This window comes from Trinickia terrae, from assembly GCF_005144415.1.
GTDB lineage: Bacteria > Pseudomonadota > Gammaproteobacteria > Burkholderiales > Burkholderiaceae > Trinickia_A > Trinickia_A terrae.
The window spans coordinates 39,491-62,982 of sequence record NZ_SWJE01000022.1; the positions used below are offsets into that span (position 1 = coordinate 39,491).

At 63.3% G+C, this 23,492-nt stretch carries 23 protein-coding genes and 1 pseudogene; 20 read left to right on the forward strand and 4 right to left on the reverse strand.

The genetic code is table 11. From position 1 onward, the window contains the following. Positions 1-15 precede the first annotated feature (15 nt). The 20 genes and pseudogenes from FAZ69_RS30010 (at position 16) to FAZ69_RS30105 (ending at position 19,854) form a co-directional block, all read left to right on the forward strand. The gene (locus FAZ69_RS30010; protein WP_006052903.1) at positions 16-495 is read left to right on the forward strand and encodes a NuoB/complex I 20 kDa subunit family protein; all 480 of its coding nucleotides are present in this window, start codon (positions 16-18) and stop codon (positions 493-495) included. A 20-nt stretch (positions 496-515) separates the two neighbouring features. Then, entirely contained in the window at positions 516-1,118 is a 603-nt protein-coding gene (locus FAZ69_RS30015; protein ID WP_136898727.1) for an NADH-quinone oxidoreductase subunit C, read from the forward strand. 9 nt (positions 1,119-1,127) lie between these two features. Next, the gene (locus tag FAZ69_RS30020; RefSeq protein WP_136898728.1) at positions 1,128-2,381 is read left to right on the forward strand and encodes an NADH-quinone oxidoreductase subunit D; all 1,254 of its coding nucleotides are present in this window, start codon (positions 1,128-1,130) and stop codon (positions 2,379-2,381) included. Between the two features lie 185 nt (positions 2,382-2,566). Continuing rightward, positions 2,567-3,052, forward strand: coding sequence for an NADH-quinone oxidoreductase subunit NuoE (gene nuoE, locus FAZ69_RS30025; protein ID WP_136898729.1), 486 nt, complete (start codon positions 2,567-2,569; stop codon positions 3,050-3,052). Continuing rightward, positions 3,049-4,377 carry an NADH-quinone oxidoreductase subunit NuoF gene (nuoF, locus tag FAZ69_RS30030; RefSeq protein ID WP_136898730.1) on the forward strand — a complete coding sequence of 443 codons (1,329 nt, stop codon included), beginning with the start codon at positions 3,049-3,051 and terminating at the stop codon, positions 4,375-4,377. Before nuoE ends, nuoF begins: the two co-directional genes overlap by 4 nt. Before the next feature lie 120 nt (positions 4,378-4,497). After that, positions 4,498-6,834, forward strand: coding sequence for an NADH-quinone oxidoreductase subunit NuoG (gene nuoG, locus FAZ69_RS30035; RefSeq protein WP_136898731.1), 2,337 nt, complete (start codon positions 4,498-4,500; stop codon positions 6,832-6,834). Next, positions 6,835-7,899 (forward strand): NADH-quinone oxidoreductase subunit NuoH, encoded by a 1,065-nt coding sequence (nuoH, locus tag FAZ69_RS30040; protein WP_136898732.1) that lies wholly within the window; start codon positions 6,835-6,837, stop codon positions 7,897-7,899. Between the two features lie 15 nt (positions 7,900-7,914). Continuing rightward, the gene (gene nuoI / locus FAZ69_RS30045) at positions 7,915-8,403 is read left to right on the forward strand and encodes an NADH-quinone oxidoreductase subunit NuoI (protein ID WP_136898733.1); all 489 of its coding nucleotides are present in this window, start codon (positions 7,915-7,917) and stop codon (positions 8,401-8,403) included. A 168-nt stretch (positions 8,404-8,571) separates the two neighbouring features. Further along, positions 8,572-9,261: an NADH-quinone oxidoreductase subunit J gene (locus FAZ69_RS30050; protein ID WP_136898734.1), complete on the forward strand. Its 690-nt coding sequence runs from the start codon at positions 8,572-8,574 to the stop codon at positions 9,259-9,261. Between the two features lie 17 nt (positions 9,262-9,278). Further along, positions 9,279-9,584 carry an NADH-quinone oxidoreductase subunit NuoK gene (gene nuoK / locus FAZ69_RS30055; protein WP_013339863.1) on the forward strand — a complete coding sequence of 102 codons (306 nt, stop codon included), beginning with the start codon at positions 9,279-9,281 and terminating at the stop codon, positions 9,582-9,584. A 17-nt stretch (positions 9,585-9,601) separates the two neighbouring features. Next, positions 9,602-11,671 carry an NADH-quinone oxidoreductase subunit L gene (gene nuoL, locus FAZ69_RS30060; RefSeq protein WP_136898735.1) on the forward strand — a complete coding sequence of 690 codons (2,070 nt, stop codon included), beginning with the start codon at positions 9,602-9,604 and terminating at the stop codon, positions 11,669-11,671. A gap of 14 nt (positions 11,672-11,685) precedes the next feature. After that, positions 11,686-13,179 carry an NADH-quinone oxidoreductase subunit M gene (locus tag FAZ69_RS30065; protein WP_136898736.1) on the forward strand — a complete coding sequence of 498 codons (1,494 nt, stop codon included), beginning with the start codon at positions 11,686-11,688 and terminating at the stop codon, positions 13,177-13,179. Positions 13,180-13,204: 25 nt separating this feature from the next. Then, entirely contained in the window at positions 13,205-14,683 is a 1,479-nt protein-coding gene (gene nuoN, locus FAZ69_RS30070; RefSeq protein ID WP_136898737.1) for an NADH-quinone oxidoreductase subunit NuoN, read from the forward strand. After that, entirely contained in the window at positions 14,683-14,979 is a 297-nt protein-coding gene (locus FAZ69_RS30075; protein WP_136898738.1) for a DUF2818 family protein, read from the forward strand. Before nuoN ends, FAZ69_RS30075 begins: the two co-directional genes overlap by 1 nt. Before the next feature lie 40 nt (positions 14,980-15,019). Then, positions 15,020-15,610, forward strand: a complete 591-nt coding sequence (locus FAZ69_RS30080) for an NUDIX domain-containing protein (RefSeq protein ID WP_136898739.1) — start codon at positions 15,020-15,022, stop codon at positions 15,608-15,610. A gap of 307 nt (positions 15,611-15,917) precedes the next feature. Next, positions 15,918-16,343, forward strand: a complete 426-nt coding sequence (locus tag FAZ69_RS30085; RefSeq protein ID WP_136898740.1) for a DUF1178 family protein — start codon at positions 15,918-15,920, stop codon at positions 16,341-16,343. Positions 16,344-16,391: 48 nt separating this feature from the next. Further along, positions 16,392-17,588: an acyl-CoA dehydrogenase family protein gene (locus tag FAZ69_RS30090; protein ID WP_136898741.1), complete on the forward strand. Its 1,197-nt coding sequence runs from the start codon at positions 16,392-16,394 to the stop codon at positions 17,586-17,588. Positions 17,589-17,647: 59 nt separating this feature from the next. After that, a complete protein-coding gene (locus FAZ69_RS30095; RefSeq protein ID WP_136898742.1) occupies positions 17,648-18,775 on the forward strand; it encodes an acyl-CoA dehydrogenase family protein in 1,128 nt (375 codons plus the stop codon). A 123-nt stretch (positions 18,776-18,898) separates the two neighbouring features. Next, positions 18,899-19,366, forward strand: a pseudogene (locus FAZ69_RS30100) (MaoC family dehydratase); the annotation flags it as partial. Continuing rightward, positions 19,363-19,854 carry a MaoC family dehydratase gene (locus FAZ69_RS30105; protein ID WP_136898744.1) on the forward strand — a complete coding sequence of 164 codons (492 nt, stop codon included), beginning with the start codon at positions 19,363-19,365 and terminating at the stop codon, positions 19,852-19,854. The pseudogene FAZ69_RS30100 and the gene FAZ69_RS30105, both read left to right, overlap by 4 nt. An 87-nt stretch (positions 19,855-19,941) precedes the next feature. Here the strand turns inward: FAZ69_RS30105 and FAZ69_RS30110 are convergent, their stop codons facing one another. The 4 genes from FAZ69_RS30110 to FAZ69_RS30125 all read right to left on the reverse strand — a co-directional run bounded on the left by FAZ69_RS30110 (position 19,942) and on the right by FAZ69_RS30125 (position 23,440). After that, positions 19,942-20,634: a glutathione binding-like protein gene (locus FAZ69_RS30110; protein WP_136898745.1), complete on the reverse strand. Its 693-nt coding sequence runs from the start codon at positions 20,632-20,634 to the stop codon at positions 19,942-19,944. A 122-nt stretch (positions 20,635-20,756) separates the two neighbouring features. Then, positions 20,757-21,851 carry a phosphotransferase gene (locus tag FAZ69_RS30115; RefSeq protein ID WP_136898746.1) on the reverse strand — a complete coding sequence of 365 codons (1,095 nt, stop codon included), beginning with the start codon at positions 21,849-21,851 and terminating at the stop codon, positions 20,757-20,759. A 72-nt stretch (positions 21,852-21,923) separates the two neighbouring features. Further along, a complete protein-coding gene (locus FAZ69_RS30120; protein WP_136898747.1) occupies positions 21,924-22,655 on the reverse strand; it encodes a histidine phosphatase family protein in 732 nt (243 codons plus the stop codon). Next, positions 22,652-23,440 carry an oxepin-CoA hydrolase, alternative type gene (locus FAZ69_RS30125; RefSeq protein WP_136898748.1) on the reverse strand — a complete coding sequence of 263 codons (789 nt, stop codon included), beginning with the start codon at positions 23,438-23,440 and terminating at the stop codon, positions 22,652-22,654. Before FAZ69_RS30125 ends, FAZ69_RS30120 begins: the two co-directional genes overlap by 4 nt. Positions 23,441-23,492 lie beyond the last annotated feature (52 nt).

Sequence of the window (23,492 nt, forward strand, 5' to 3'; positions counted from 1 at the left end):
TGGAGTGGAAAGCAAATGAGTATCGAAGGGGTCTTGAAGGAAGGGTTTGTCACCACCACGGCTGACAAGCTGATCAACTGGACGCGCACCGGTTCCCTGTGGCCGATGACGTTCGGTCTCGCGTGTTGCGCGGTCGAGATGATGCATGCGGGCGCAGCCCGTTACGACCTCGATCGTTTCGGGGTCGTGTTCCGTCCGAGTCCGCGCCAGTCGGACGTCATGATCGTCGCCGGCACGCTGTGCAACAAGATGGCGCCGGCGCTGCGCAAGGTCTACGACCAGATGGCGGAGCCGCGCTGGGTGATCTCGATGGGCTCGTGCGCGAACGGCGGCGGCTACTATCACTACTCGTATTCGGTGGTGCGCGGCTGCGACCGGATCGTGCCGGTCGACGTCTACGTGCCGGGCTGCCCGCCGACGGCCGAGGCGCTCGTCTACGGCGTGATCCAGCTGCAAGCGAAGATCCGCCGCACCAACACCATCGCGCGTCAATAAGGCCTAGCCTTCCCCACAACATGGCAAGCAAACTCGAGACTCTCAAAGCGAACCTCGATGCGGCATTTGGCGGCCGCCTCGTAAGCATCACGGAATCGATCGGGGAACTGACGATCGTCGTGAAGGCCAGCGAATACCTCGACATCGCGAAGCGTCTGCGCGACGACCGTACGCTCGGTTTCGAGCAGTTGATCGATCTGTGCGGCGTCGACTACCAAACCTATGGCGACGGCGCTTACGACGGCCCACGCTTTGCAGCGGTGCTGCAACTGCTGTCGATCTCGAACAACTGGCGTCTGCGGGTGCGGGTGTTCGCGCCGGATGACGAGATGCCGCTCGTCGCGTCGGTCGTCGATATCTGGAATTCGGCGAACTGGTACGAGCGCGAAGCGTTCGATCTGTACGGCATCGTATTCGAAGGCCATCCGGATCTGCGTCGCATCCTGACCGACTACGGCTTCATCGGCCATCCGTTCCGCAAGGATTTCCCGGTCTCCGGCTACGTCGAAATGCGTTACGACCCGGAAGAGAAGCGCGTCGTCTACCAGCCGGTGACGATCGAGCCGCGCGAAATCACGCCGCGCGTGATCCGCGAGGATCGCTATGGCGGTCTGAAACACTAAGAGGACGCCATGGCAGAAATCAAGAACTACACGCTCAACTTCGGCCCGCAACACCCGGCAGCCCATGGCGTGTTGCGCCTCGTGCTCGAGCTCGACGGCGAAGTGATTCAGCGCGCCGATCCGCACATCGGCCTGCTGCACCGCGCGACGGAAAAGCTTGCGGAAACCAAGACGTTCATCCAGTCCGTGCCGTACATGGACCGTCTCGACTACGTGTCGATGATGGTCAACGAGCATGGTTACGTGCTCGCGATCGAAAAGCTGCTCGGCATCGACGTGCCGATTCGCGCGCAATACATCCGCGTGCTGTTCGACGAAATCACTCGCTGCCTGAATCACCTGATGTGGATCGGAGCGCACGCGCTCGACGTCGGCGCGATGGCGGTATTCCTATATGCGTTCCGTGAGCGCGAAGATCTGATGGACGTGTACGAGGCGGTGTCCGGCGCGCGGATGCACGCGGCGTACTACCGTCCGGGCGGCGTCTATCGCGATCTGCCTGACGCGATGCCGCAATACAAGGCGTCCAAAATCCACAACGCGAAGGCGTTGTCGAGGATGAACGAAGCGCGCCAAGGGTCGCTGCTCGATTTCATCGACGATTTCTTCTCGCGCTTCCCGACTTGCGTCGATGAATACGAAACGCTGCTCACCGATAACCGTATCTGGAAGCAGCGTTTGGTCGGCATCGGCGTCGTGAGTCCGGAGCGCGCGATGCAGCTCGGCTTGACCGGTGCGATGCTGCGCGGCTCGGGTATCGAGTGGGATTTGCGCAAGAAGCAGCCGTACGAAGTGTACGACCGCCTCGACTTCGACATCCCGGTCGGCGTGAACGGCGACTGCTATGACCGCTACCTGGTGCGTGTCGAAGAGATGCGTCAGTCCACGCGCATCGCGAAACAATGTATTGAGTGGCTGCGGAAGAACTCGGGCCCGGTGATGACCGATAATCACAAGGTTGCGCCGCCGTCGCGCGTCGGCATGAAGTCGAACATGGAAGACTTGATTCACCACTTCAAGCTCTTCACGGAAGGCTTCCATGTGCCGGAAGGCGAGGCATACGCCGCTGTCGAGCATCCGAAGGGCGAGTTCGGCATCTATCTGATTTCCGATGGCGCAAACAAGCCGTATCGCCTGAAGATTCGCGCGCCGGGGTATGCGCACCTGTCCGCGCTCGACGAAATGGCGCGCGGCCACATGATCGCCGACGCCGTGACGATCATCGGTACGCAGGACATCGTGTTCGGGGAAGTCGACCGCTAGCCCTGTCAAACTGTCACGGGGGCACGCGCCGGATACGGCGGGTGCCGTCCGAGGCGGCGAGTCTGCCCGCGGGGCGACGCGAGAATCGCGACCCCGTCAGGAGCCAAGAGGAGCGCTAGGTCTGTCGCATGAAACACCAGCGGCAGGTTTTCGTTCGGTAGGAATTGAAAGAGTCGTGTCTGAAAATGATCTCAGCTGAAGGCCTGAAAGAAATCGATCGTGCGATCGCGAAGTATCCCGCCGATCAGAAACAGTCCGCCGTGATGTCGGCGTTGGCCGTGGCTCAAGAAGAGCACGGCTGGCTGTCGCCCGAAATCATGCAGTACGTCGCGGACTATCTCGGCATGCCTGCGGTTGCCGTGCAGGAAGTCGCGACGTTCTACACGATGTACGAGACGGCGCCTGTCGGCAAATACAAGATCACGCTCTGCACGAACCTGCCGTGCCAGCTCGGCCCGGACGGCGGCTCCGACAGCGCTGCCGAATACCTGAAGAAAAAGCTTGGCATCGACTTTGGCGAAACCACGCCCGACGGCAAGTTCACATTGAAGGAAGGCGAGTGCATGGGTTCGTGCGGTGACGCGCCGGTGCTGCTCGTGAACAACCACCGCATGTGCAGCTTCATGAGCCGCGAGAAGATCGACCAGTTGCTGGAGGAACTTTCGAAATGACGTCTCTCCACGATCGTCACATCAACCCGCTGATTCTCGCCGGCCTGAACGGCGACAACTGGCGCCTCGAAGACTACGTGGCGCGCGGCGGTTACGCCCAGCTGCGCCGTATCGTCGAAGAAAAGATCCCGCCCGAGCAGGTGATTGCCGACGTCAAGGCGTCGGGTCTGCGCGGCCGTGGCGGTGCGGGCTTCCCGACCGGCCTGAAGTGGAGCTTCATGCCGCGTCAGTTCCCGGGGCAGAAGTATCTCGTCTGCAACTCTGACGAGGGCGAGCCGGGGACGTTCAAGGATCGCGACATCCTGCGCTGGAATCCGCACGCGCTGATCGAAGGCATGGCCATCGGCGCATACGCGATGGGCATCACGGTCGGCTACAACTATATCCACGGCGAGATCTTCGAAACTTATAGGCGCTTCGAAGAGGCGCTCGAAGAAGCGCGCCGTGCGGGTTTCCTTGGCGACAACATCCTCGGCTCGGGTTTCTCGTTCCAGCTGCACGCGCACCACGGTTACGGCGCCTATATCTGCGGCGAAGAAACCGCGCTGCTCGAATCGCTCGAAGGCAAGAAAGGCCAGCCGCGCTTCAAGCCGCCGTTCCCGGCGAGCTTCGGCGTCTACGGCAAGCCGACCACCATCAACAACACCGAGACGTTCGCCGCCGTGCCGTTCCTGCTCGCGATCGGGCCGCAGGCGTATCTCGAGCTCGGCAAGCCGAACAATGGCGGCACCAAGATCTTCTCGGTGTCGGGCGACGTCGAGCGTCCGGGCAACTACGAAGTGCCGCTCGGCACGCCGTTCGCGACGCTGATGGAGCTCGCCGGTGGCATGCGCGGCGGCAAGAAGATCAAGGCTGTGATTCCTGGCGGCTCGTCGGCGCCGGTCGTGCCGGGCGACATCATGATGCAGACCGATCTCGACTACGACTCGATCGCGAAGGCAGGCTCGATGCTCGGTTCGGGCGCGGTGATCGTGATGGACGAGACGCGCTGCATGGTGCGTTCGCTGCTGCGTCTTTCGTATTTCTATTACGAGGAATCGTGCGGCCAGTGCACGCCGTGCCGTGAAGGCACGGGCTGGCTCTATCGCGTCGTGCATCGCATCGAGCACGGTCAGGGCCGCAAGGAAGACCTCGATCTGCTGAATTCGGTAGCGGAAAACATCATGGGCCGCACGATCTGCGCGCTCGGCGACGCAGCGGCGATGCCGGTGCGCGGGATGTTGAAGCACTACTGGGACGAATTCGCCTATCACGTCGAGCACAAGCATTGCCTCGTCGGCGGCCACGCCGGCGCGACGGCTTCGGCAGAAGCGGTGACCGCGTAAAGCGCGGCGCAGTACCCACGCACGGATTTCATTGCGAGATTGAGCGGCCTGGCGGCGAATCGCCGGGCCGGCACTGAGCGAATGATTGAGCGGTAAATAGGTTAAGGACCATTCACCATCATGGTTGAACTTGAAATAGACGGCAAGAAGGTCGAGGTGGCCGAAGGCAGCATGGTGATCCAGGCTGCGCATAAGGTCGACACGTACATTCCTCACTTCTGCTATCACAAGAAGCTCTCGATCGCGGCCAACTGCCGGATGTGTCTCGTCGACGTCGAGAAAATGCCGAAGGCCGTGCCCGCATGTGCGACACCGGTCTCGCAAGGCATGATCGTGCATACGAAGTCCGACAAGGCGGTGAAGGCTCAGCAATCGGTGATGGAATTCCTGCTGATCAATCACCCGCTCGATTGCCCGATCTGCGACCAGGGTGGCGAATGCCAGTTGCAGGACCTCGCAGTCGGCTACGGCAAGTCGTCGTCGCGCTATAGCGAAGAAAAGCGCGTCGTGTTCCATAAGAATGTCGGCCCGCTGATCTCGATGGAAGAGATGTCGCGCTGCATTCACTGCACGCGCTGCGTGCGCTTCGGCCAGGAAATCGCCGGCGTGATGGAGCTCGGCATGCTCGGTCGCGGCGAACATTCCGAAATTACGTCGTTTGTCGGCAAGACCGTCGACTCCGAGCTGTCCGGAAACATGATCGACCTGTGCCCGGTCGGCGCGCTCACGAGCAAGCCGTTCCGCTACAGCGCCCGTACCTGGGAACTGTCGCGTCGCAAGTCGGTGAGCCCGCATGATTCGGTCGGTGCGAATCTCGTCGTCCAGGTGAAGAACAATCGCGTGATGCGCGTGCTGCCGTTCGAGAACGAAGCGATCAACGAGTGCTGGATCTCCGACAAGGACCGTTTCTCGTACGAAGGCCTCAATAGCGAAGAACGCCTCACGCAGCCGATGATCAAGCAAGGCGGCCAGTGGATCGAAACCGACTGGCAGACGGCGCTCGAATACGTCGCGAAGGGCATCAAGGGCATTACCGCCGATCACGGGGCGAAGGCGCTTGCGGCGCTCGCGAGCCCGCATGGCACGGTCGAAGAGCTGTTCCTGGTGAAGCAGCTCGCCGACGCGCTCGGCACGCCGAACGTCGACTTCCGTCTGCGTCAGGCCGATTTCTCGGCGAAGGTGGAAGGCGCGCCGTGGCTTGGCGTGAAGCTCGCCGATCTGTCGAAGGTCGATGCCGCGTTCGTCATCGGTTCGTTCCTGCGTCGCGACCATCCGCTGATCGCGGCGCGTCTGCGTCAAGCGGCAAAGAGCGGAGCAAAGATCCATTTCCTCAACGCGACCAGCGACGACGCGCTGATCCCGACCGCCAAGCGCATCGCCGCGGCGCCGTCGGCATGGCTCGACGAGCTCGCGGGCATTGCAGCCGCCGTCGCGCAAGCGCGCGGCGTGGCGCTGCCGGAAGCGTTCGGCTTGGTGGAGGCATCGGCTTCCGCGAAGGACGTTGCTGCTTCGCTCGCCACCGGCGAACTGCGCGTAGTGTTGCTCGGCAACAGCGCCGTGCGTCATCCCGAGTTCGCACGCATCCACGCAGCGGCTCAATGGATTGCCGAAAACACGGGCGCTACGCTCGGCTTCGTCACCGAAGCGGCGAACACCGTCGGCGCACACTTGGCCGGCGCGCTGCCGGGCGAGGGCGGCCTGAACGCTCGCGAAGTGTTCGAGCAGCCGCGCAAGGGCTATCTGCTGCTCAACGTCGAACCCGAGTTCGATACCGCCAATCCGACGCAAGCGCTGGCTGCGCTGAACCAGGCGGAAATGGTCGTGATGTTGTCGGCGTTCAAGCACGGCACCGACTACGCCGACGTGCTGCTGCCGATCGCCCCGTTCACCGAGACGGCTGGCGCGTTCGTCAACGCCGAAGGCACTGTGCAGAGTTTCAGCGGCGTGGTGCGTCCGCTCGGCGAAACGCGTCCCGCATGGAAAGTGCTGCGCGTGCTCGGCAGCCTGCTCGGCTTGGCTAACTTCGAATTCGATACGGCTGAGGAAGTGCGTACGGCCGCGCTCGGTGATGGCGAAATCGCCGCGCGTCTGTCGAACCGCACCGGTGTCGCGCCCGCGCGCGCCAACGGCGCCGTCAAGGCGGCCGTTGGCAAATTCGAGCGCATCGCCGACGTGCCGATCTATCACGCCGACCCGCTCGTGCGGCGCGCGCCGTCGCTGCATCTGACGGCCGCCGCGCGCGCTGCGAACACGATCGGCCTGCCTGCCGCGTTGTTCGACAAGCTGGCGTTGAAGGATGGTGACGCGGTGCGTGTGCGTCAGGGCGACCGCGAGGTGCAAGCGCCCGCGGTGCGCGAGGCAAATCTTGCTGCAGACGTTGTCCGCGTATCGGCGGCTACGCCTGCCGGTGCTGCGCTGGGCAGCCTGTTCGGTGAACTGGTGGTGGAGAAGGCGTAAATGAGCTTGTTCGATACGATCAACTCGGGCGGCGGTCAGCTTCTCGGCATAGCATGGCCCACGGTGTGGGCGCTCATCCGGATCCTGGTGGTGTCCGTCGCGATCCTGCTGTGCGTGGCCTATCTGATCCTCTGGGAGCGCAAGCTCATCGGCTGGATGCATGTGCGTCTCGGTCCGAACCGCGTCGGTCCCGCCGGCTTGCTGCAGCCGATCGCCGACGTCTTGAAGCTGCTGCTCAAGGAAGTGATTCAGCCGTCCGCGGCCAGCCGCTGGATCTACTTGATCGCGCCGGTCATGGTGGTTGTGCCGGCGTTCGCGGTGTGGGCGGTGATTCCGTTCCAGGCGGGCGCGGTGCTCGGCGACATCAACGCGGGTCTCCTGTACGCGATCGCGATTTCGTCTGTCGGCGTGTACGGCGTGATTCTGGCCGGCTGGGCGTCGAACTCGAAGTACGCGTTCCTTGGCGCGATGCGCGCCGCGGCGCAGATGGTGTCGTACGAAATCTCCATGGGCTTCGCGCTTGTCGTCGTGCTGATGACCTCAGGCAGCCTGAATCTCTCGGATATCGTGACGTCGCAAGAGCGCGGTATTTTCGCGAACTATGGTCTGACGTTCCTGTCGTGGAACTGGCTGCCGCTGTTGCCGGTGTTCGTCATCTACTTCATCTCGGGCATCGCCGAAACGAACCGCCACCCGTTCGACGTGGTGGAAGGGGAGTCGGAAATCGTCGCGGGCCACATGATCGACTACTCGGGTATGGCGTTCGCGCTGTTCTTCCTCGCCGAGTACATCAACATGATCGTGATTTCGGCGCTGGCGGCCACGATGTTCCTCGGCGGCTGGAGCGCACCGTTCGGTTTCCTGTCGTTCATCCCGGGCATCTTCTGGCTCGTGCTGAAAGTCTTCTTGCTGTTGTCGGTATTCATCTGGGCGCGCGCCACGTTCCCGCGTTACCGCTATGACCAGATCATGCGCCTGGGCTGGAAGGTGTTCCTGCCGGTGTGCGTGGTGTGGGTGATCGTGGTCGGGTTCTGGATCATGTCGCCGTTGAATATCTGGAAATAAAGGGCGGACGAGAACATGACCGCAATCCAAAACTTCTTCAAGACGTTTTTCCTGACCGAGCTGCTCAAGGGCTTGGCGCTGACCGGACGCTACACGTTCAAGCGCAAGTTCACTGTGCAGTTCCCGGAGGAAAAGACGCCGATCTCGCCGCGTTTTCGCGGGCTGCATGCGCTGCGCCGCTATGAGAACGGCGAAGAGCGCTGCATCGCTTGCAAGCTGTGCGAAGCGGTGTGCCCGGCGATGGCCATCACGATCGAGTCGGAAACGCGCGCGGACAACACGCGCCGCACGACGCGCTATGACATCGACCTGACCAAGTGCATCTTCTGCGGTTTCTGTGAGGAAAGCTGCCCGGTCGATTCGATCGTCGAAACGCAGATTCTTGAGTACCACGGCGAAAAGCGCGGCGACCTGTACTTCACGAAGGAGATGCTGCTGGCAGTCGGCGATCGCTACGAGACCGAGATCGCAGCGGCCAAGGCGGCCGATGCGCAGTACCGTTGAAACGCGTTGCAACGCTTTAGCTTGACCGTTTTGGGTTTGCTGCTGCCGGCTTGAAGGCCGTGCGCCGCGGGGCGATCCGCGGCGCGGCAGGCCGCTGTGCCGTCTGGCGGATGCCACGAGCCAAAGAACCACCATGCCTGACGATGGGCTAACGATGAATCGGTAATCATGGAATTCACGACCGTACTGTTCTACATCTTCGCTGCGCTCCTGACGGTGTCGGGGCTGAAGGTGATCACCTCGCGCAATCCGGTTGCGGCTGCGCTCTTCCTCGTGCTCGCGTTCTTCAACGCGGCGGCCATCTGGATGCTGCTGCAGGCCGAATTCCTCGCGATCCTGCTGGTGCTCGTCTACGTCGGCGCGGTGATGGTGCTGTTCCTGTTCGTCGTGATGATGCTGGACATCAACCTCGACGTCCTGCGCAAGGACTTCAAGCGCTTCGTGCCGATGGCGACGGTGGTCGGCGCGATCATCGTGATCGAGACGGCGCTGATCCTGTGGCACGGCTACGGCGCGACCATCACGCCGGTGCACGATGTGACGGCCGCCGGCTTGAGCGCGGCAGCGGGTGCGATGCCGAACACGCGCATCATCGGCAAGGTCATCTACACCGATTACATCTTCGCGTTTGAAATTGCCGGCCTCGTGCTGCTCGTCGCGATCATCGCCGCTGTGGCGCTGACCGCCCGCCAAGGCAAGGACAGCAAACGCCAGCGCGTATCGCAACAGGTCAAGGTGCGTCGCGAAGACCGCGTGCGCCTCGTGAAGATGCCGGCGGAAAAGGCATTGCCGGAAGCCGCCGCAAGCGAAGCCGCGCCGGGCAACACCGGCGCCGGCACGGTCGGCAACAAGGCCTGAGCGCACTGGAGAAAAACATGTTGACCCTTGCTCACTACCTCGTGCTCGGCGCGATCCTGTTCGCGATCAGCGTCGTCGGCATTTTCCTGAACCGCCGCAACGTCATCATCATCCTGATGGCGATCGAACTGATGTTGCTGGCGGTGAACACCAATTTCGTCGCGTTCTCGCATTACCTCGGCGACGTGCACGGCCAGATCTTCGTGTTTTTCGTGCTGACGGTGGCGGCGGCCGAAGCCGCGATCGGCCTCGCGATTCTGGTGACTCTGTTCCGTAGTCTCGACACGATCAACGTCGAAGACCTCGATCAGCTCAAAGGTTAAATTCAGGCACAGCTGTTATGTCAACGACACTCAATGAAAACCTGCTGCTGGCGGTTCCGCTCGCACCGCTCGCCGGCTCGCTGATTGCGGGGCTGTTCGGCAAGACGGTAGGGCGCAAGGGGAGCCACCGGGTCACGATCCTGGGCGTGCTCGTTTCGTTCATCCTGTCGGCGATGGTGTTCGCCGACGTGCTGAACGGCGCGAGCTTCAACGCGACGGTCTACGAATGGATGCGAGTCGGTACGCTGAAGTTCGAAGTCGGCTTTCTCGTCGATTCGCTGACCGCAATGATGATGTGCGTGGTGACCTTCGTGTCGCTGATGGTGCACATCTACACGATCGGCTACATGGCCGAAGACGACGGCTACGAGCGCTTCTTCTCGTACATCTCGCTCTTCACGTTCTCGATGCTGATGCTCGTGATGAGCAACAACTTCCTGCAGCTGTTCTTCGGCTGGGAAGCGGTGGGTCTCGTGTCGTACCTGCTGATCGGCTTCTACTTCGAGCGCGAAAGCGCGATCTACGCGAACATGAAGGCGTTCCTCGTGAACCGCGTGGGCGACTTCGGCTTTCTGCTAGGCATCGGCCTGATCCTCGCGTACGCGGGCTCGATGAATTACACGGACGTGTTCGCGAAGAGCCACGACCTCGCCAGCCTGAATTTCCCGGGCACGAGCTGGGGCCTCCTGACGGTCGCCTGCATCTGCTTGTTCATCGGCGCGATGGGTAAGTCGGCGCAGTTCCCGCTGCACGTGTGGCTGCCTGATTCGATGGAAGGCCCGACGCCGATCTCCGCGCTGATCCACGCGGCGACCATGGTGACGGCCGGCATCTTCATGGTGACGCGCATGTCGCCGCTGTTCGAGCTGTCGGACGCCGCGCTGTCGTTCATCACGGTGATCGGCGCGATCACGGCGCTCTTCATGGGCTTCCTCGGCATCGTCCAGAACGACATCAAGCGCGTCGTCGCGTACTCGACGCTCTCTCAGCTCGGCTACATGACCGTGGCGCTCGGCGTGTCGGCTTACCCGGTCGCGGTATTCCACCTGATGACGCACGCGTTCTTCAAGGCGCTGCTGTTCCTCGGCGCCGGCTCGGTGATCATCGGTATGCACCACGACCAGGACATGCGCAACATGGGCGGCCTGCGCAAGTACATGCCGATCACTTGGATCACGTCGCTGGTCGGCTCGTTGGCGCTGATCGGTACGCCGTTCTTCGCCGGTTTCTATTCCAAGGACTCGATCATCGATGCGGTGAAGCTCTCGCATCTGCCGGGTTCGGGCTTCGCGTACTTCGCGGTCGTGGCGAGCGTGTTCGTCACCGCGCTGTACTCGTTCCGTATGTACTTCATGGTGTTCCACGGCGAAGAGCGCTTCCGCGGTCCGAAGCACCCTGATTCGCCGATGGGCGCGGAAGCCGCGTCGCACGCGCATGGCCACGGTCATGACGACCACGGCCATGGTCACGGCCACGACGATCACGCACACGAGCCGCACGAAACGCCGTGGGTCGTCTGGGTGCCGCTGGTGCTGCTCGCGATTCCGTCGGTCGTGATCGGTGCGATCGCCGTCGGCCCCATGCTGTTCGGCGACTTCTTCCAGCATGGCGTCGCGTTCAGCCAGGTGATCTTCATCGGCGAGAACCATCCGGCGCTGCACGAGATGGCCGACGAATTCCAAGGCTGGGCGGCGATGGGCCTGCACTCGGTGTCGGGTGTGCCGGTGTGGCTCGCGCTCGCTGGCGTGGTGACCGCATGGTTCCTGTACCTGAAGCGTCCGGATCTGCCCGCGGTGATCCGCCGTGCGTTCGGCCCGATCTATACGCTGCTCGATAACAAGTACTACATGGACAAGATCAATGACATGGTCTTCGCGAAGGGCGCCGTGGCGATCGGCCGTGGCCTCTGGAAAGAGGGCGATGTCGTGGTCATCGACGGTGTCGTCAACGGAAGCGCGCGCTTCATCGGCTGGTTCGCGAGCGTGATCCGCTTCCTCCAATCCGGTTACATCTATCACTACGCGTTCGCCATGATTATCGGCATGTTGGGGCTCCTGACCCTGTTTGTAACGCTCGGCGGCAAATAAGGCGGGGGATACTAATGCACTCTTTTCCGATTCTCAGTATCGCGATTTGGCTGCCGATCGTTTTCGGCCTCGCAGTTCTCGCTATCGGTTCCGACAGGAACCCCGCGCCGGCGCGCTGGCTTGCGTTGATCGGTTCGGTCCTGGGCCTGCTCGTCACGCTGCCGCTCATTACCGGCTTCGATTCGAGCACGGCGGCGTTGCAGTTCGTCGAGCAGTCGAACTGGATCGAGCGCTTCCATATCACGTACCACCTCGGTGTCGATGGCATCTCGATGTGGTTCGTGGTGTTGACCGCGCTGATCACGGTGATCGTCGTGATCGCCGGCTGGGAGGTGATCACCGAGCACGTGTCGCAGTATCTGGCGGCGTTCCTGATCCTGTCGGGGATCATGGTCGGCGTGTTCTCGGCTGCCGACGGCATGCTGTTCTACGTGTTCTTCGAAGCGACGCTGATTCCGATGTACATCATCATCGGCGTGTGGGGGGGACCGAACCGCGTCTATGCGGCGTTCAAGTTCTTCCTTTACACGCTGGCCGGCTCGCTCCTGATGCTGGTTGGTCTGATCTACTTGTACATTCAGACCGGCACGTTCGATCTCGCGACGTGGCAGAACGCGCCTATCGCGATGACGCCGCAGGTGCTGCTCTTCATCGCGTTCTTCCTCGCGTTCGCGGTGAAGGTGCCGATGTGGCCGGTGCACACGTGGTTGCCTGACGCCCACGTGGAAGCGCCGACGGGCGGCTCGGTCGTGCTGGCCGCGATCATGCTGAAGCTCGGCGCGTACGGTTTCCTCCGCTTCTCGCTGCCGATCATGCCGGACGCGAGCCACACGCTGGCGCCCGTCGTCATCGCGCTGTCGCTGATCGCGGTGATCTACATCGGCCTCGTTGCGATGGTGCAGGCCGACATGAAGAAGCTGGTCGCGTACTCGTCGATTGCGCACATGGGCTTCGTGACGCTCGGCTTCTTCATTTTCAACCAGCTCGGCGTTGAAGGCGCGATCGTGCAGATGATTTCGCACGGCTTCGTGTCCGGCGCGATGTTCCTTTGCATCGGCGTGCTGTACGACCGCATGCACTCGCGCCAGATCGCCGACTACGGTGGTGTCGTCAACACGATGCCGAAGTTCGCGGCGCTCACGATGCTGTTCGCGATGGCGAACTGCGGCCTGCCGGGCACCTCGGGGTTCGTCGGCGAGTTCATGGTGATCTTGGCCTCGGTCCAGTACAACTTCTGGATCGCGTTCGGCGCGGCCTTCACGCTGATCCTCGGTGCGGCATACACGCTGTGGATGTACAAGCGCGTGTACTTCGGCAAGGTGGCGAACGACCACGTGGCGGAACTGAAGGACGTCAATCGCCGCGAGTTCTTCTTCCTGATCGTGCTGGCAGCGCTGACATTGTTCATGGGTCTCTATCCGAAGCCCTTCACCGATGTGATGCACGTCTCCGTGGAAAACCTCCTCGCCCACGTCGCGCAGTCGAAGCTGCCGCCGTTGTCACAGTAAGAGAGAGCAGAGGGATTTAAAGATCATGCAAAACGCTTCTATGTCTGCTCTGGGTCCGGACGCGCTGGTCATGGCCGCGATCGTCGTGGCCTGGCTGAACGACACGTTCGTCGGCCAGTCCGGCCGCCGCCTGACGTATCTGATCGCGGTCGTCTCGTCGGTCGTCGCGGGCCTGTGGTTCGCGGCGCTCGCGTTCGATACGCAGACGCTGTATTTCTACTCGCGGATGTACGTGGTCGACTCGTTCGCGAGCGCGATGAAGGCGGTGGTGTCGCTGACGTTTGCGGTGACGCTCGTCTACTCGCGCAAGTACCTCGAAGATCGCAACCTGCTGCGCGGCGACTTCATCCTGCTCGGGATGTTCTCGCTGCTCGGGCAACTCGTGATGATCTCGGGCAACAACTTCCTGACGCTCTATCTCGGCCTCGAACTGATGTCGCTGTCGCTGTATGCGGCGATCGCGCTGCGCCGCGACGCGTCGCAGTCGAACGAAGCCGCGATGAAGTACTACGTGCTTGGCGCGCTGGCTTCGGGCTTCCTGCTGTATGGCATCTCGATGCTCTATGGCGCGACCGGCTCGCTCGACCTGAACGAAGTGCTGAAGGCCGCGGCTTCGGGCCGCATCAATGATGTCGTGCTGCTGTTCGGCGTGATCTTCATCGTCGCGGGCATCGCCTTCAAGATGGGCGCCGTTCCGTTCCACATGTGGGTGCCGGACGTCTATCACGGCGCGCCGACTGCCATGACGCTCCTGGTCGGCGGCGGGCCGAAGGTCGCGGCATTCGCGTGGGGTCTGCGCTTTCTCGTGATGGGCCTGCTGCCGCTCGCAGTCGACTGGCAGGAAATGCTCGTGATCCTGGCGGCGCTGTCGATGATCGTCGGCAACATCACGGGTATCGTCCAGCGCAACGTCAAGCGGATGCTGGCTTACTCGGCGATCTCGAACATGGGCTTCGTGCTGCTCGGCCTGCTCGCAGGCGTGGTCGACGGCAAGGCTGGCGGCATGGCCGGTGCATACAGCTCGGCGATGTTCTACAGCATCGTCTATGTGATCACGACGCTCGGCTCGTTCGGCGTGGTGATGCTGCTCGCACGCCGCGAGTTCGAAGCCGATACGCTCGACGACTTCAAGGGCTTGAACAAGCGCAGCCCGGTCTTCGCGTTCGTGATGATGGTGATGATGTTTTCGCTGGCCGGCATTCCGCCGACCGTCGGTTTCTACGCGAAGCTCGCCGTGCTGCAGGCAGCGATGAACGCCGGCCTTACTTGGCTGGCGGTGCTCGCGGTGGTGACGTCGCTCTTCGGCGCGTTCTACTACCTGCGCATCGTCAAGCTGATGTACTTCGACGCACCGCAAGACACCGCGCCGATCGCAGGCGATGCGTGCAACCGCATCCTGCTGGCGCTGAACGGCGTCGCGGTGGTGGTGCTCGGCATCATCCCGGGTCCGTTGATGACCCTCTGCCTGAACGCGATCACGCACACGCTGCCCGTGTCGCTGTAATGTCGGCAGCTGGCTGGTTTATCGTGCTGTTGGCGCTAGCAGGCGCCAACTTGCCGTTTCTGAATCAGAAGCTCTTCGCCGTGGTACCGCTCAAGGCGGTCAGGAAGAGCGCGTGGATTCGGATCGGCGAATTGATCGTGCTGTATTTTGCGGTTGGCGCGCTCGGCTTCATGCTCGAAGCGCGCGCCGGCAACCGCTTCGAGCAAGGCTGGCAGTTCTACGCGATCACGTTCAGCCTGTTTGTCGTGTTCGCGTTTCCCGGCTTCACGTTTCAATATCTCGTCAAACGCCGCTGATGGCATCGCGCCATCGCGCTCCTGGCTGTAAGGGTGCTACATGGCTGAATTGCCTAATCACGACGCCGCGCTCACCGAGACCTGCGTCGACAGCAATACGATCCACGCCGGTTCCTTCCTGACGCTCAAGCGCGACACCGTGCGCCTGCCGGACGGCAAGCACGCGACGCGCGAATACGTGCAGCACCCGGGGGCGGTGATGGTGATCCCGCTCTTCGACGACGGTCGCGTGCTGATGGAAAGCCAATACCGGTATCCGATCGGCAAGGTGATGACGGAATATCCTGCCGGCAAGCTCGATCCGAACGAGGGCGCGCTCGCTTGCGCCAAGCGCGAGCTGCGCGAGGAGACCGGCTACACGGCGCGCGAGTATGTGTACCTGACGCGCATTCATCCGATCATCTCGTACTCGACGGAATTCATCGATATCTTCCTGGCCCGCGGCTTGACGGCCGGCGAGCGTAAGCTCGACGACGGCGAGTTTCTCGAGACGTTCACCGTCGATCTCGCGCAGGTGAGCGAGTGGGTGCGCACGGGTAAGATCAGCGACGTGAAGACGATCATCGGTACGTTCTGGCTCGAGAAGGTGCTTTCCGGCACGTGGACGATGGGCGAAGCGCCGCCGGGCTGAATGCCGGCGAGCGACGACGGCTCCGTTGCTCCGACGACAAGGCGTCGCAATACCAAAAAACGGCGGAGTTATCCGCCGTTTTTTTTTGCATTCGCAGTGCCGTTGCACGGGCGTGATGCGGCAAGTGCGGCATTCGCTGGCCATTCCTCGAAGCCTGTCATCGCGCTGACACCTTCGGCGCAATTTCACGCAAAGCGTTAAAATCGCGCACATGCTGCGATTTTTTCTCCGCTGCCTCCTCATAAATTTACGAACGATCGTTCACAAATCTAGATTTTGCGCTACACTCGTGCGCAAGCCCTGACTCATGAAGGTCCTCGACTTACAGTGTCCGCATGGCCATCGGTTCGAAGGCTGGTTTGCTTCCGCCGATGATTTCGAATCGCAGTTGTCCCGCAAGCTCGTCGAATGTCCGATCTGCGGTGCGACCGAAGTGAGCCGCATGCCGTCTGCACCCCGTCTCAACCTGTCGGGTGCGAGCGATGCGCGGCCCGCGGCGGATGCCGGTGAGTTGCAGGCGCGTGCGATGCGTGCGTTGCGCGAATTGCTGGATAAAACCGAGAACGTGGGCGATCGCTTTGCCGAGGAAGCGCGGCGCATTCACTATAACGAAGCGCCCGCGCGCAGCATTCGCGGCGTCACGACGCCGGAGGATGCGAAGGCCTTGGTCGAAGAGGGCATCGACGTGATGCCGTTGCCGGTTCCGACCGCACTCAAAGAGTCGCTGCAATAGACGCAGCGTCATCCTGGCGGCCCACGGCGCGGCCAGGAGACACTGCGCATGAATCTCGACTACACCCCCGCCGAAGGCGCGTTCCGCGCCGAAATCCGCGCCTGGCTCGAGGCTAACCTGCCTGCCGGGCTCGCCGCCAAAATCCTCAATCACAAACGTCTGTCGCGCGACGACATTGCCAGCTGGCACAAGAAGCTCGGTACGCGCGGCTGGTCCGCACCCGCGTGGCCTGTCGAATACGGCGGGCCTGGCTGGAACGCGACGCAGCGCCATATCTGGGAAGAGGAATGCGCGCGAGTGGGGGCGCCGCCCGTGTTGCCGTTCGGTGTATCGATGGTGGCGCCCGTGCTGATGAAGTACGGCAGCGAAGCGCAGAAGCGCCATTACCTGCCGCGCATTCTCGACGGCACCGACTGGTGGTGCCAGGGCTATTCGGAGCCGGGCTCGGGCTCCGATCTCGCGTCGCTGCGCACGCGGGCCGAGCGTGTTGGCGATCACTACGTCGTGAACGGTCAGAAGACCTGGACGACGCTCGGCCAGCATGCCGACATGATGTTCTGCCTCGTGCGCACGGATAGCGGCGCGAAGAAGCAAGAGGGCATCTCGTTCCTGCTGATCGACATGAAGACGCCCGGTATCACCGTGCGTCCGATCATCACGCTCGATGAAGACCACGAAGTCAATGAAGTGTTCTTCGAGGACGTCAAGGTGCCGGTCGAGAATCTCATCGGCGAAGAGAATCGCGGCTGGACCTACGCGAAGTATCTGCTCGGCCATGAACGCACGGGCATCGCCGCGGTCGGCCGCTCGAAGCGTGAGCTCGCGTTCCTGAAGAGGGTCGCGCGAGAGCAGAAGAAAAACGGCAAGCCGCTGATCGAAGACGCGTCGTTCGGCGCCAAGGTGGCCGCGCTCGAGATCGAGTTGATGGCGCTCGATGTGACCGTGCAGCGAGTCGTCAGCAACGAGACGAGCGGGCGGGGGCCCGGGCCGGAGGCGTCGATGCTGAAGATCAAGGGCACCGAAATCCAGCAAGCGCTCACGGAGCTGATGTTCGAGGCCGTGGGGCCGCTCGCGGCGGCGTTCGACGTGCCGTTCCTCGAAGGCAAGCGCGAGCACAGCATCGCCGGCGACGACGCCGCCGCGCCGCTCGCCGCGTACTACTTCAATTTCCGCAAGACGTCGATCTACGGCGGCTCGAACGAAATCCAGAAGAACATCATCGCGCAGATGATTCTTGGTCTTTGAGCTTTGCATGGGATCGCACTAAGCGCTAAAGCGCTAAGTGCGATCGACAGGAGACAACGATGGACTTCAGTTTCACCGACGAACAGCAGCAATTCGCCGACGCGCTGCGTCGCTATCTCGAGAAGAACTACGGCTTCGAGGCCCGGCAGGCGATCGTGCGCTCCGAGGCGGGCGTTTCGGCCGCGCATTGGCGCGCCTTTACCGAGCTCGGCTTGACCGCGCTGCCGGTGCCGGAAGCGCAGGGCGGTTTCAGCGGCGGCGCCGTTGACATGCTCGTCGTCATGCAGGAATTGGGGCGCGGGCTCGTGGTCGAGCCGTATTGGGCAACGGCGGTCGGTGTCGAAGCGCTGCGTCTGGCGGGCACGGTCGAGGGCGCCGACGCGCAATTGCTCGCGCGCGCGGCACAAGGCGAGATCAAGCTTGCGGTCGCGTTTCACGAGCCGCACGCCCGCTACGATCTGTTCGATGTCGCGACGCGCGCCGAGGAGCGGGATGGCCAGTATGTGCTGACCGGCCGCAAGTCGATCGTGCAGCACGGCGCGCAGGCGGACTATTGGATCGTGCCGGCCCGCCTGGCCGGCGAGATCGCGTTGTTCGCGGTGTCTCGGGACGCGGCGCATGCCGCGGCAACCGACTACCGCACGATCGACGGCCAGCGCGCCGCGACGCTCACGTTTGCCGACACGCCAGCTCGCCGGCTTGCGGGCATTCACTCGGGTGCGGCTACGCTCGAGCGCATCGCCGACTACGGCATCGTGCTGCTCTGCGCGGAGGCGATCGGCGCGCTCGATGCGCTCAACCAGGCGACCGTCGAATACACGAAGACGCGCCAGCAGTTCGGCGTGCCGATCGCGCGTTTTCAGGCGCTGCAGCATCGGATGGTCGAGATGCTGATCCATACGGAGCAGGCGCGCTCGCTCGCGTATCTCGCGGCGGTCCGCTATGCGAGCAGCGATGCCGACGAGCGCCGCCGCGCGGTATCGGCGGCGAAGGCTCGGATCGGACAAGCGGCTCGCTTTGTCGGCCAGCAAGCGGTGCAGTTGCATGGCGGCATGGGAGTGACCAACGAGGTCGCCGCGGCGCATTGGTTCAAGCGCCTCGCGATCATCGAGACGACGCTGGGCGACGTCGATCATCACCTCGCGCGTTTTGCGGCGCTGCCCGGTTTCGCGACCGAAGATTATTGAGTGGCGGATACCTCAACGGAGCTTTGCATGGGAGCAGAGTAAGCGCTCTGCATGGGACTGGAGTAAGCGCTGAAGCGCTAACTCCAGTCGACAGCTAATGCGCCAACTCAGCTCGACACAGGAGACACAGCAATGGGCATCAGCTACGAAGACTTTGAAGTGGGCACGACGGTCGAGGTCGGCACACACACGTTCACTGCGGATGAAATCGTCCGCTTCGCCGAGCAATACGATCCGCAGCCGTTCCACATCGACGAAACCGCCGCAAAGGCGTCGCCGTTTGGCGGGCTGATTGCGAGCGGCTGGCATACGTGCTCGGTCATGATGGGCCTGATCGTGCGAAATCATCTGAATGGCTCGACGTCGATGGGTTCGCCCGGGGTCGAGGAGATCCGCTGGATCAAACCGGTGCGCGTCGGCGATACGATCCGCATGACGAACTCGGTGCTCGACAAGCGCGTATCGGAGAGCCGTCCCGATCGCGGGATCGTGACGATCCAGTGGGCGGGCATCAATCAGGCGGGAGAGACAGTCGTGACGGTGCGCTCGAAGGTGATTTTCGGGCTGCGTCATCCGCAGGGGGCTGCATGACGCCGGCTCGGGACGCGATCGTCGAGTTGGCGGACGCGGACGCATGGCGCGCGCTCGTCGACGCGGCGCCGCTCGTGAGCGAGTGGGTCCGGATCGACCAGCCGTGCATCGATACCTTCGCCGACGCCACCGGCGATCGCCAGTGGATTCACGTCGACCCCGAGCGCGCCGCGCGCGAGTCGCCGTTTGGCGGCACGGTTGTGCACGGCTTCCTGACCTTGTCGATGATCCCTTCGTTGCTCGAGAAAACCGTCGCGATGCGGCAGCGGATGGCCGTCAACTATGGTCTCAATCGCGTGCGCTTCACGGCCCCGGTACCGGCCGGCTCGCGCGTGCGGGCGCGCTTTCAGGTGGAGGGGGTGACCGATGTCGACGGGGGCGGGGTGCAGGTGGTCTGGAACGTGACGCTCGAAGCCGAGAGCGGCGCCGCGGAAGACGGCGGCAAGCCGGCCTGTGTCGCTGAGTTCATCACTCGGCATTATTTCTAAGCGGATTTTCTCGTAGGGCGCGACAAGCGGCGCAGTTGGGCCGCTTGTCATTCGCCAGCAGGAGAGGCCGAGGCCGTAGCGTGCGATTCAATGCCGTACGTACTGCGTCGCGCCGAACAGCACTTCCTTGGCCTTCTCGTCGAACCCAGGCTTGCGCGCCGACGCCAGCACTTCGACTGCGCGCTGCACCGCCGGCCGCGCCGCAATCGCTTCATGCCAGCGCTTCACGTTCGGGAAATCGCCGAGTTCGACGCCCTGGTTCTTCCATGAACGTGTCCACGGGAAGCTGGCGATGTCGGCGATCGAGTAGTCGTCGCCGGCGAGATATTGCGTCTTGCCGAGCTTCGTATCCATCACGCCATAGAGACGCTTCGTTTCGTTCGTGTAGCGCTTGACCGCGTATTCGATCTGCTCGGGCGCATACATGCGAAAGTGGTGCGCCTGGCCGAACATCGGCCCGACGCTGCCCATCTGGAACATGAGCCATTGCAGCGTCGTGTAGCGGGCGGCGGGATCGGCGGGAAGGAGCTTGCCGGTCTTCTCGGCCAGGTACACCAGGATCGCGCCCGACTCGAACAGCGACAGCGGCTTGCCGTCCGGCCCGCCGGGATCGACGATCGCGGGGATCTTGTTGTTCGGGCTGATGGCGAGGAACTCGGGCTTGAACTGGTCGCCGGCGCCGATGTCGACGGCGTGCACGCGATAGTCGAGGCCCGTTTCCTCGAGCATGATGTGGACCTTGTGGCCGTTCGGGGTTGCCCAGCTATAGACGTCGATCATCGCGGCTCCTATGCAACGCATTCAAATTCAGGCTGGAAAAAATTAGAGCATAGATCGCCGCATGTCGCTGGCGGCCTTGAAAACCCCGCCTGGCGTTCGGGTTTCTCAGCCGCGCGCGGCGCTCAGCGCACCTTCTGCGCGTATTGCCACGCGAGCTCGGCCATCGGCCGCGCGCGCCGGCCGGCGTCTGCGGCTTGGGCGCTCGCCGCGGTGCCGTCGACCACGCGCTTCATGATTCCTTGCAGGATCGCCGCGATGCGGAACATGTTGTAGGCGAGGTAGAAATTCCAGTCGCCTTCGATCGCGAGGCCGGTGCGTTCGCAATAGCGCCTGACGTACTGCGCCTCGTCGGGAATGCCGAGCGCCGCCCAGTCGAGCCCCGCGATGCCGCGAAACTGCTGCGGGTCGACGTGCCATGCCATGCAGTGGTAGGCGAAGTCGGCGAGCGGGTTGCCGAGCGTCGAGAGCTCCCAGTCGAGCACCGCCAGCACGCGCGGCTCGCCAGGGTGGAAGATCAGGTTGTCGAGCCGGTAGTCGCCGTGCACGATCGACACGTGCGCGTTTTCCTCTGCCTCGGCGGGCATATGCTGCGGCAGCCATTCGATCAAGCGGTGCATCGCTTCGATCGGCTCGGTTTCCGAGGCTTGGTACTGCTTGCTCCAGCGCCCGATCTGCCGAGCGAAGTAGTTGCCCGGCTTGCCGTAGTCGCTGAGGCCGATCTTGTCGACGTCGACCGTATGCAGCGCTGCGATCACGCGGTTCATTTCGTCGTAGATCGCCGTGCGTTCGGCGCGCGTCATGCCGGGCAGCGACGGGTCCCATAGCACGCGGCCCTCGACGAACTCCATCACGTAGAATGCGCGGCCGATCACGGCTTCGTCCTCGCAGAGCGCGAGCATTCGAGCGACGGGGACCTCGGTGTCGGCGAGCGCGTGCATCACGCGGTGCTCGCGCTCGATCGCGTGCGCGGACGGCAGCAGCTTTGCAGACGGGCCGGGCTTCGCGCGCATCACGTAGCTGCGAGATGGCGTCACGAGCTTGAACGTGGGGTTCGACTGGCCGCCCGCGAACTGCTCGACCGCGAGCGGTCCGGCGAAACCGTTGACGTGCGCGGCGAGCCATGCGGCGAGCGCGTCGGCGTCGAAACGCTGGCGCTCGGACACCGCGCGGGTGCCGATGAACGCCGAATAGTCCGTTTGCTGGTCCTTCGCTGCCATTGCCTTCTCCAGATCGGTTCGACTTTCCGGGCTGCGCGCTTCGTGTCGATCGAGCGCTGATCTATCCCGTCTTCAATCGCGCTTGTATCGAAGATATTGCGCGTAGAGCATTTCCATCGTCGTGTTGCGCACGTCCTTGAAGAGCGGCGTGGGCGGCGAATAGTTGATCGTGCGGATCACCCAGTCGCGCGGCTCGTCGCCGACGTCGAGCGCATTGATGCAGCCCGTCGCTTGCGCGAGATGGCCGAAGAATGCGCGGCCGCCCGCCGTGATCGCATGCGAGAGCAGCGCGCGGTTGACGCCGCCGTGCAGCACGACGAGCGCGGTGTCCCACGACGGATCGCCGCGCAGCCTCGCGACCGGCGGCAGCACGCGATCGAGCAATTCGCCGATCGTCTCGCCGCCGAGAAACTGTGTGTCTTCGGGGACGACGCCGTCGAATACGCGCAGAAAGGCCGATTCGACTTCGTCGGGCGGCAGGCCGGCGAGGCGTCCGCCGCGAATCTCCCGCCATTCGGGCCAGGTTTCGAGCTCGCTGCGCTGGCCGGTTTCCGCCAGCACGCGCTGGGCCGTTTCGATCGTGCGCGGCAAGCCGCTCACGATCACGCGATCGAACCGCACGCCGTGCGCGGCGAACTCGCGGCCCGCGGCGCTCGCCTGCTCGCGTCCGTTTGCGTTGAGCGGCACCGTATCGGGCTCGATCGCGCGGCCCGAGTCGTCGAAGTAGGTCACGTCGCCATGGCGCATCAGGAAGATGCGGCGCCGCTTGGGGCTAGTGAAGCTCGATGTCGTCGGATCGCTCATTTGTAGACCGGGGCGCGCTTTTCGAGGAATGCGGTGATGCCTTCGAGGCCGTCGCGATGATGGAGTGAGGCGACGAAGCTGTCGCGCTCGGCGATCAGGTGATCGGCGAGCGGCTGCGCGTCGGCGGCAGCGACGAGCGTCTTGATCCGCATCGCGGCGTTCGGCGAGACGCGCCCGAGCTCGTCGGCCCACGCGAGCGCGGTGTCGAGTACGGCGACGGGCTTGGCAAGCCGGTTCACGACGCCCAGCTCGTAAAGGCGCGTCGCGGCGACCGGCTTGGCTTCGAGCAGGATTTCGGTGGCGAGCTGGCGCGGCAGGGCGCGCGCGAGAAACCATGAGCCGCCGCCATCGGGCGTCAGGCCGACGCGCGAGTACGACATGACGAACTTCGCGTCGTCGGCGGCGACGATCAGGTCGCAGGCGAGCGCGAGCGAAAAGCCCGCGCCCGCCGCGGCGCCTGCGACGGCGGCGATGACCGGCTTCGTCGACGCGCGCAGCGCCGTGATCCATTCGCCGAGCAAGTCGATGCTTTCGGCCTGCACCGAGGGGGCTTTCGCGCGGTTTTCGAGCAGGCGGTTGAGGTTGCCGCCCGCGCAGAAGAAGCCGTCGGCGCCGGTCAGCACGATCGCGCGGATCGATGGATCACGCTCGGCGGTGCTGAGCGCCTCGATGCCGGCGGCGTACATGTCGGGATGCAGCGCGTTGCGCGCGCCGGGGTTCGATAGCGTGAGGACGAGCGTCGATTCGCTTTCGTGCGGGCGCGAGGCGAGAAGTTCCGCGCTCATGATGCGTCCTCGATGGGCTGCGTGCGAACGTGAAGGGCAAAGTGGCTCATAT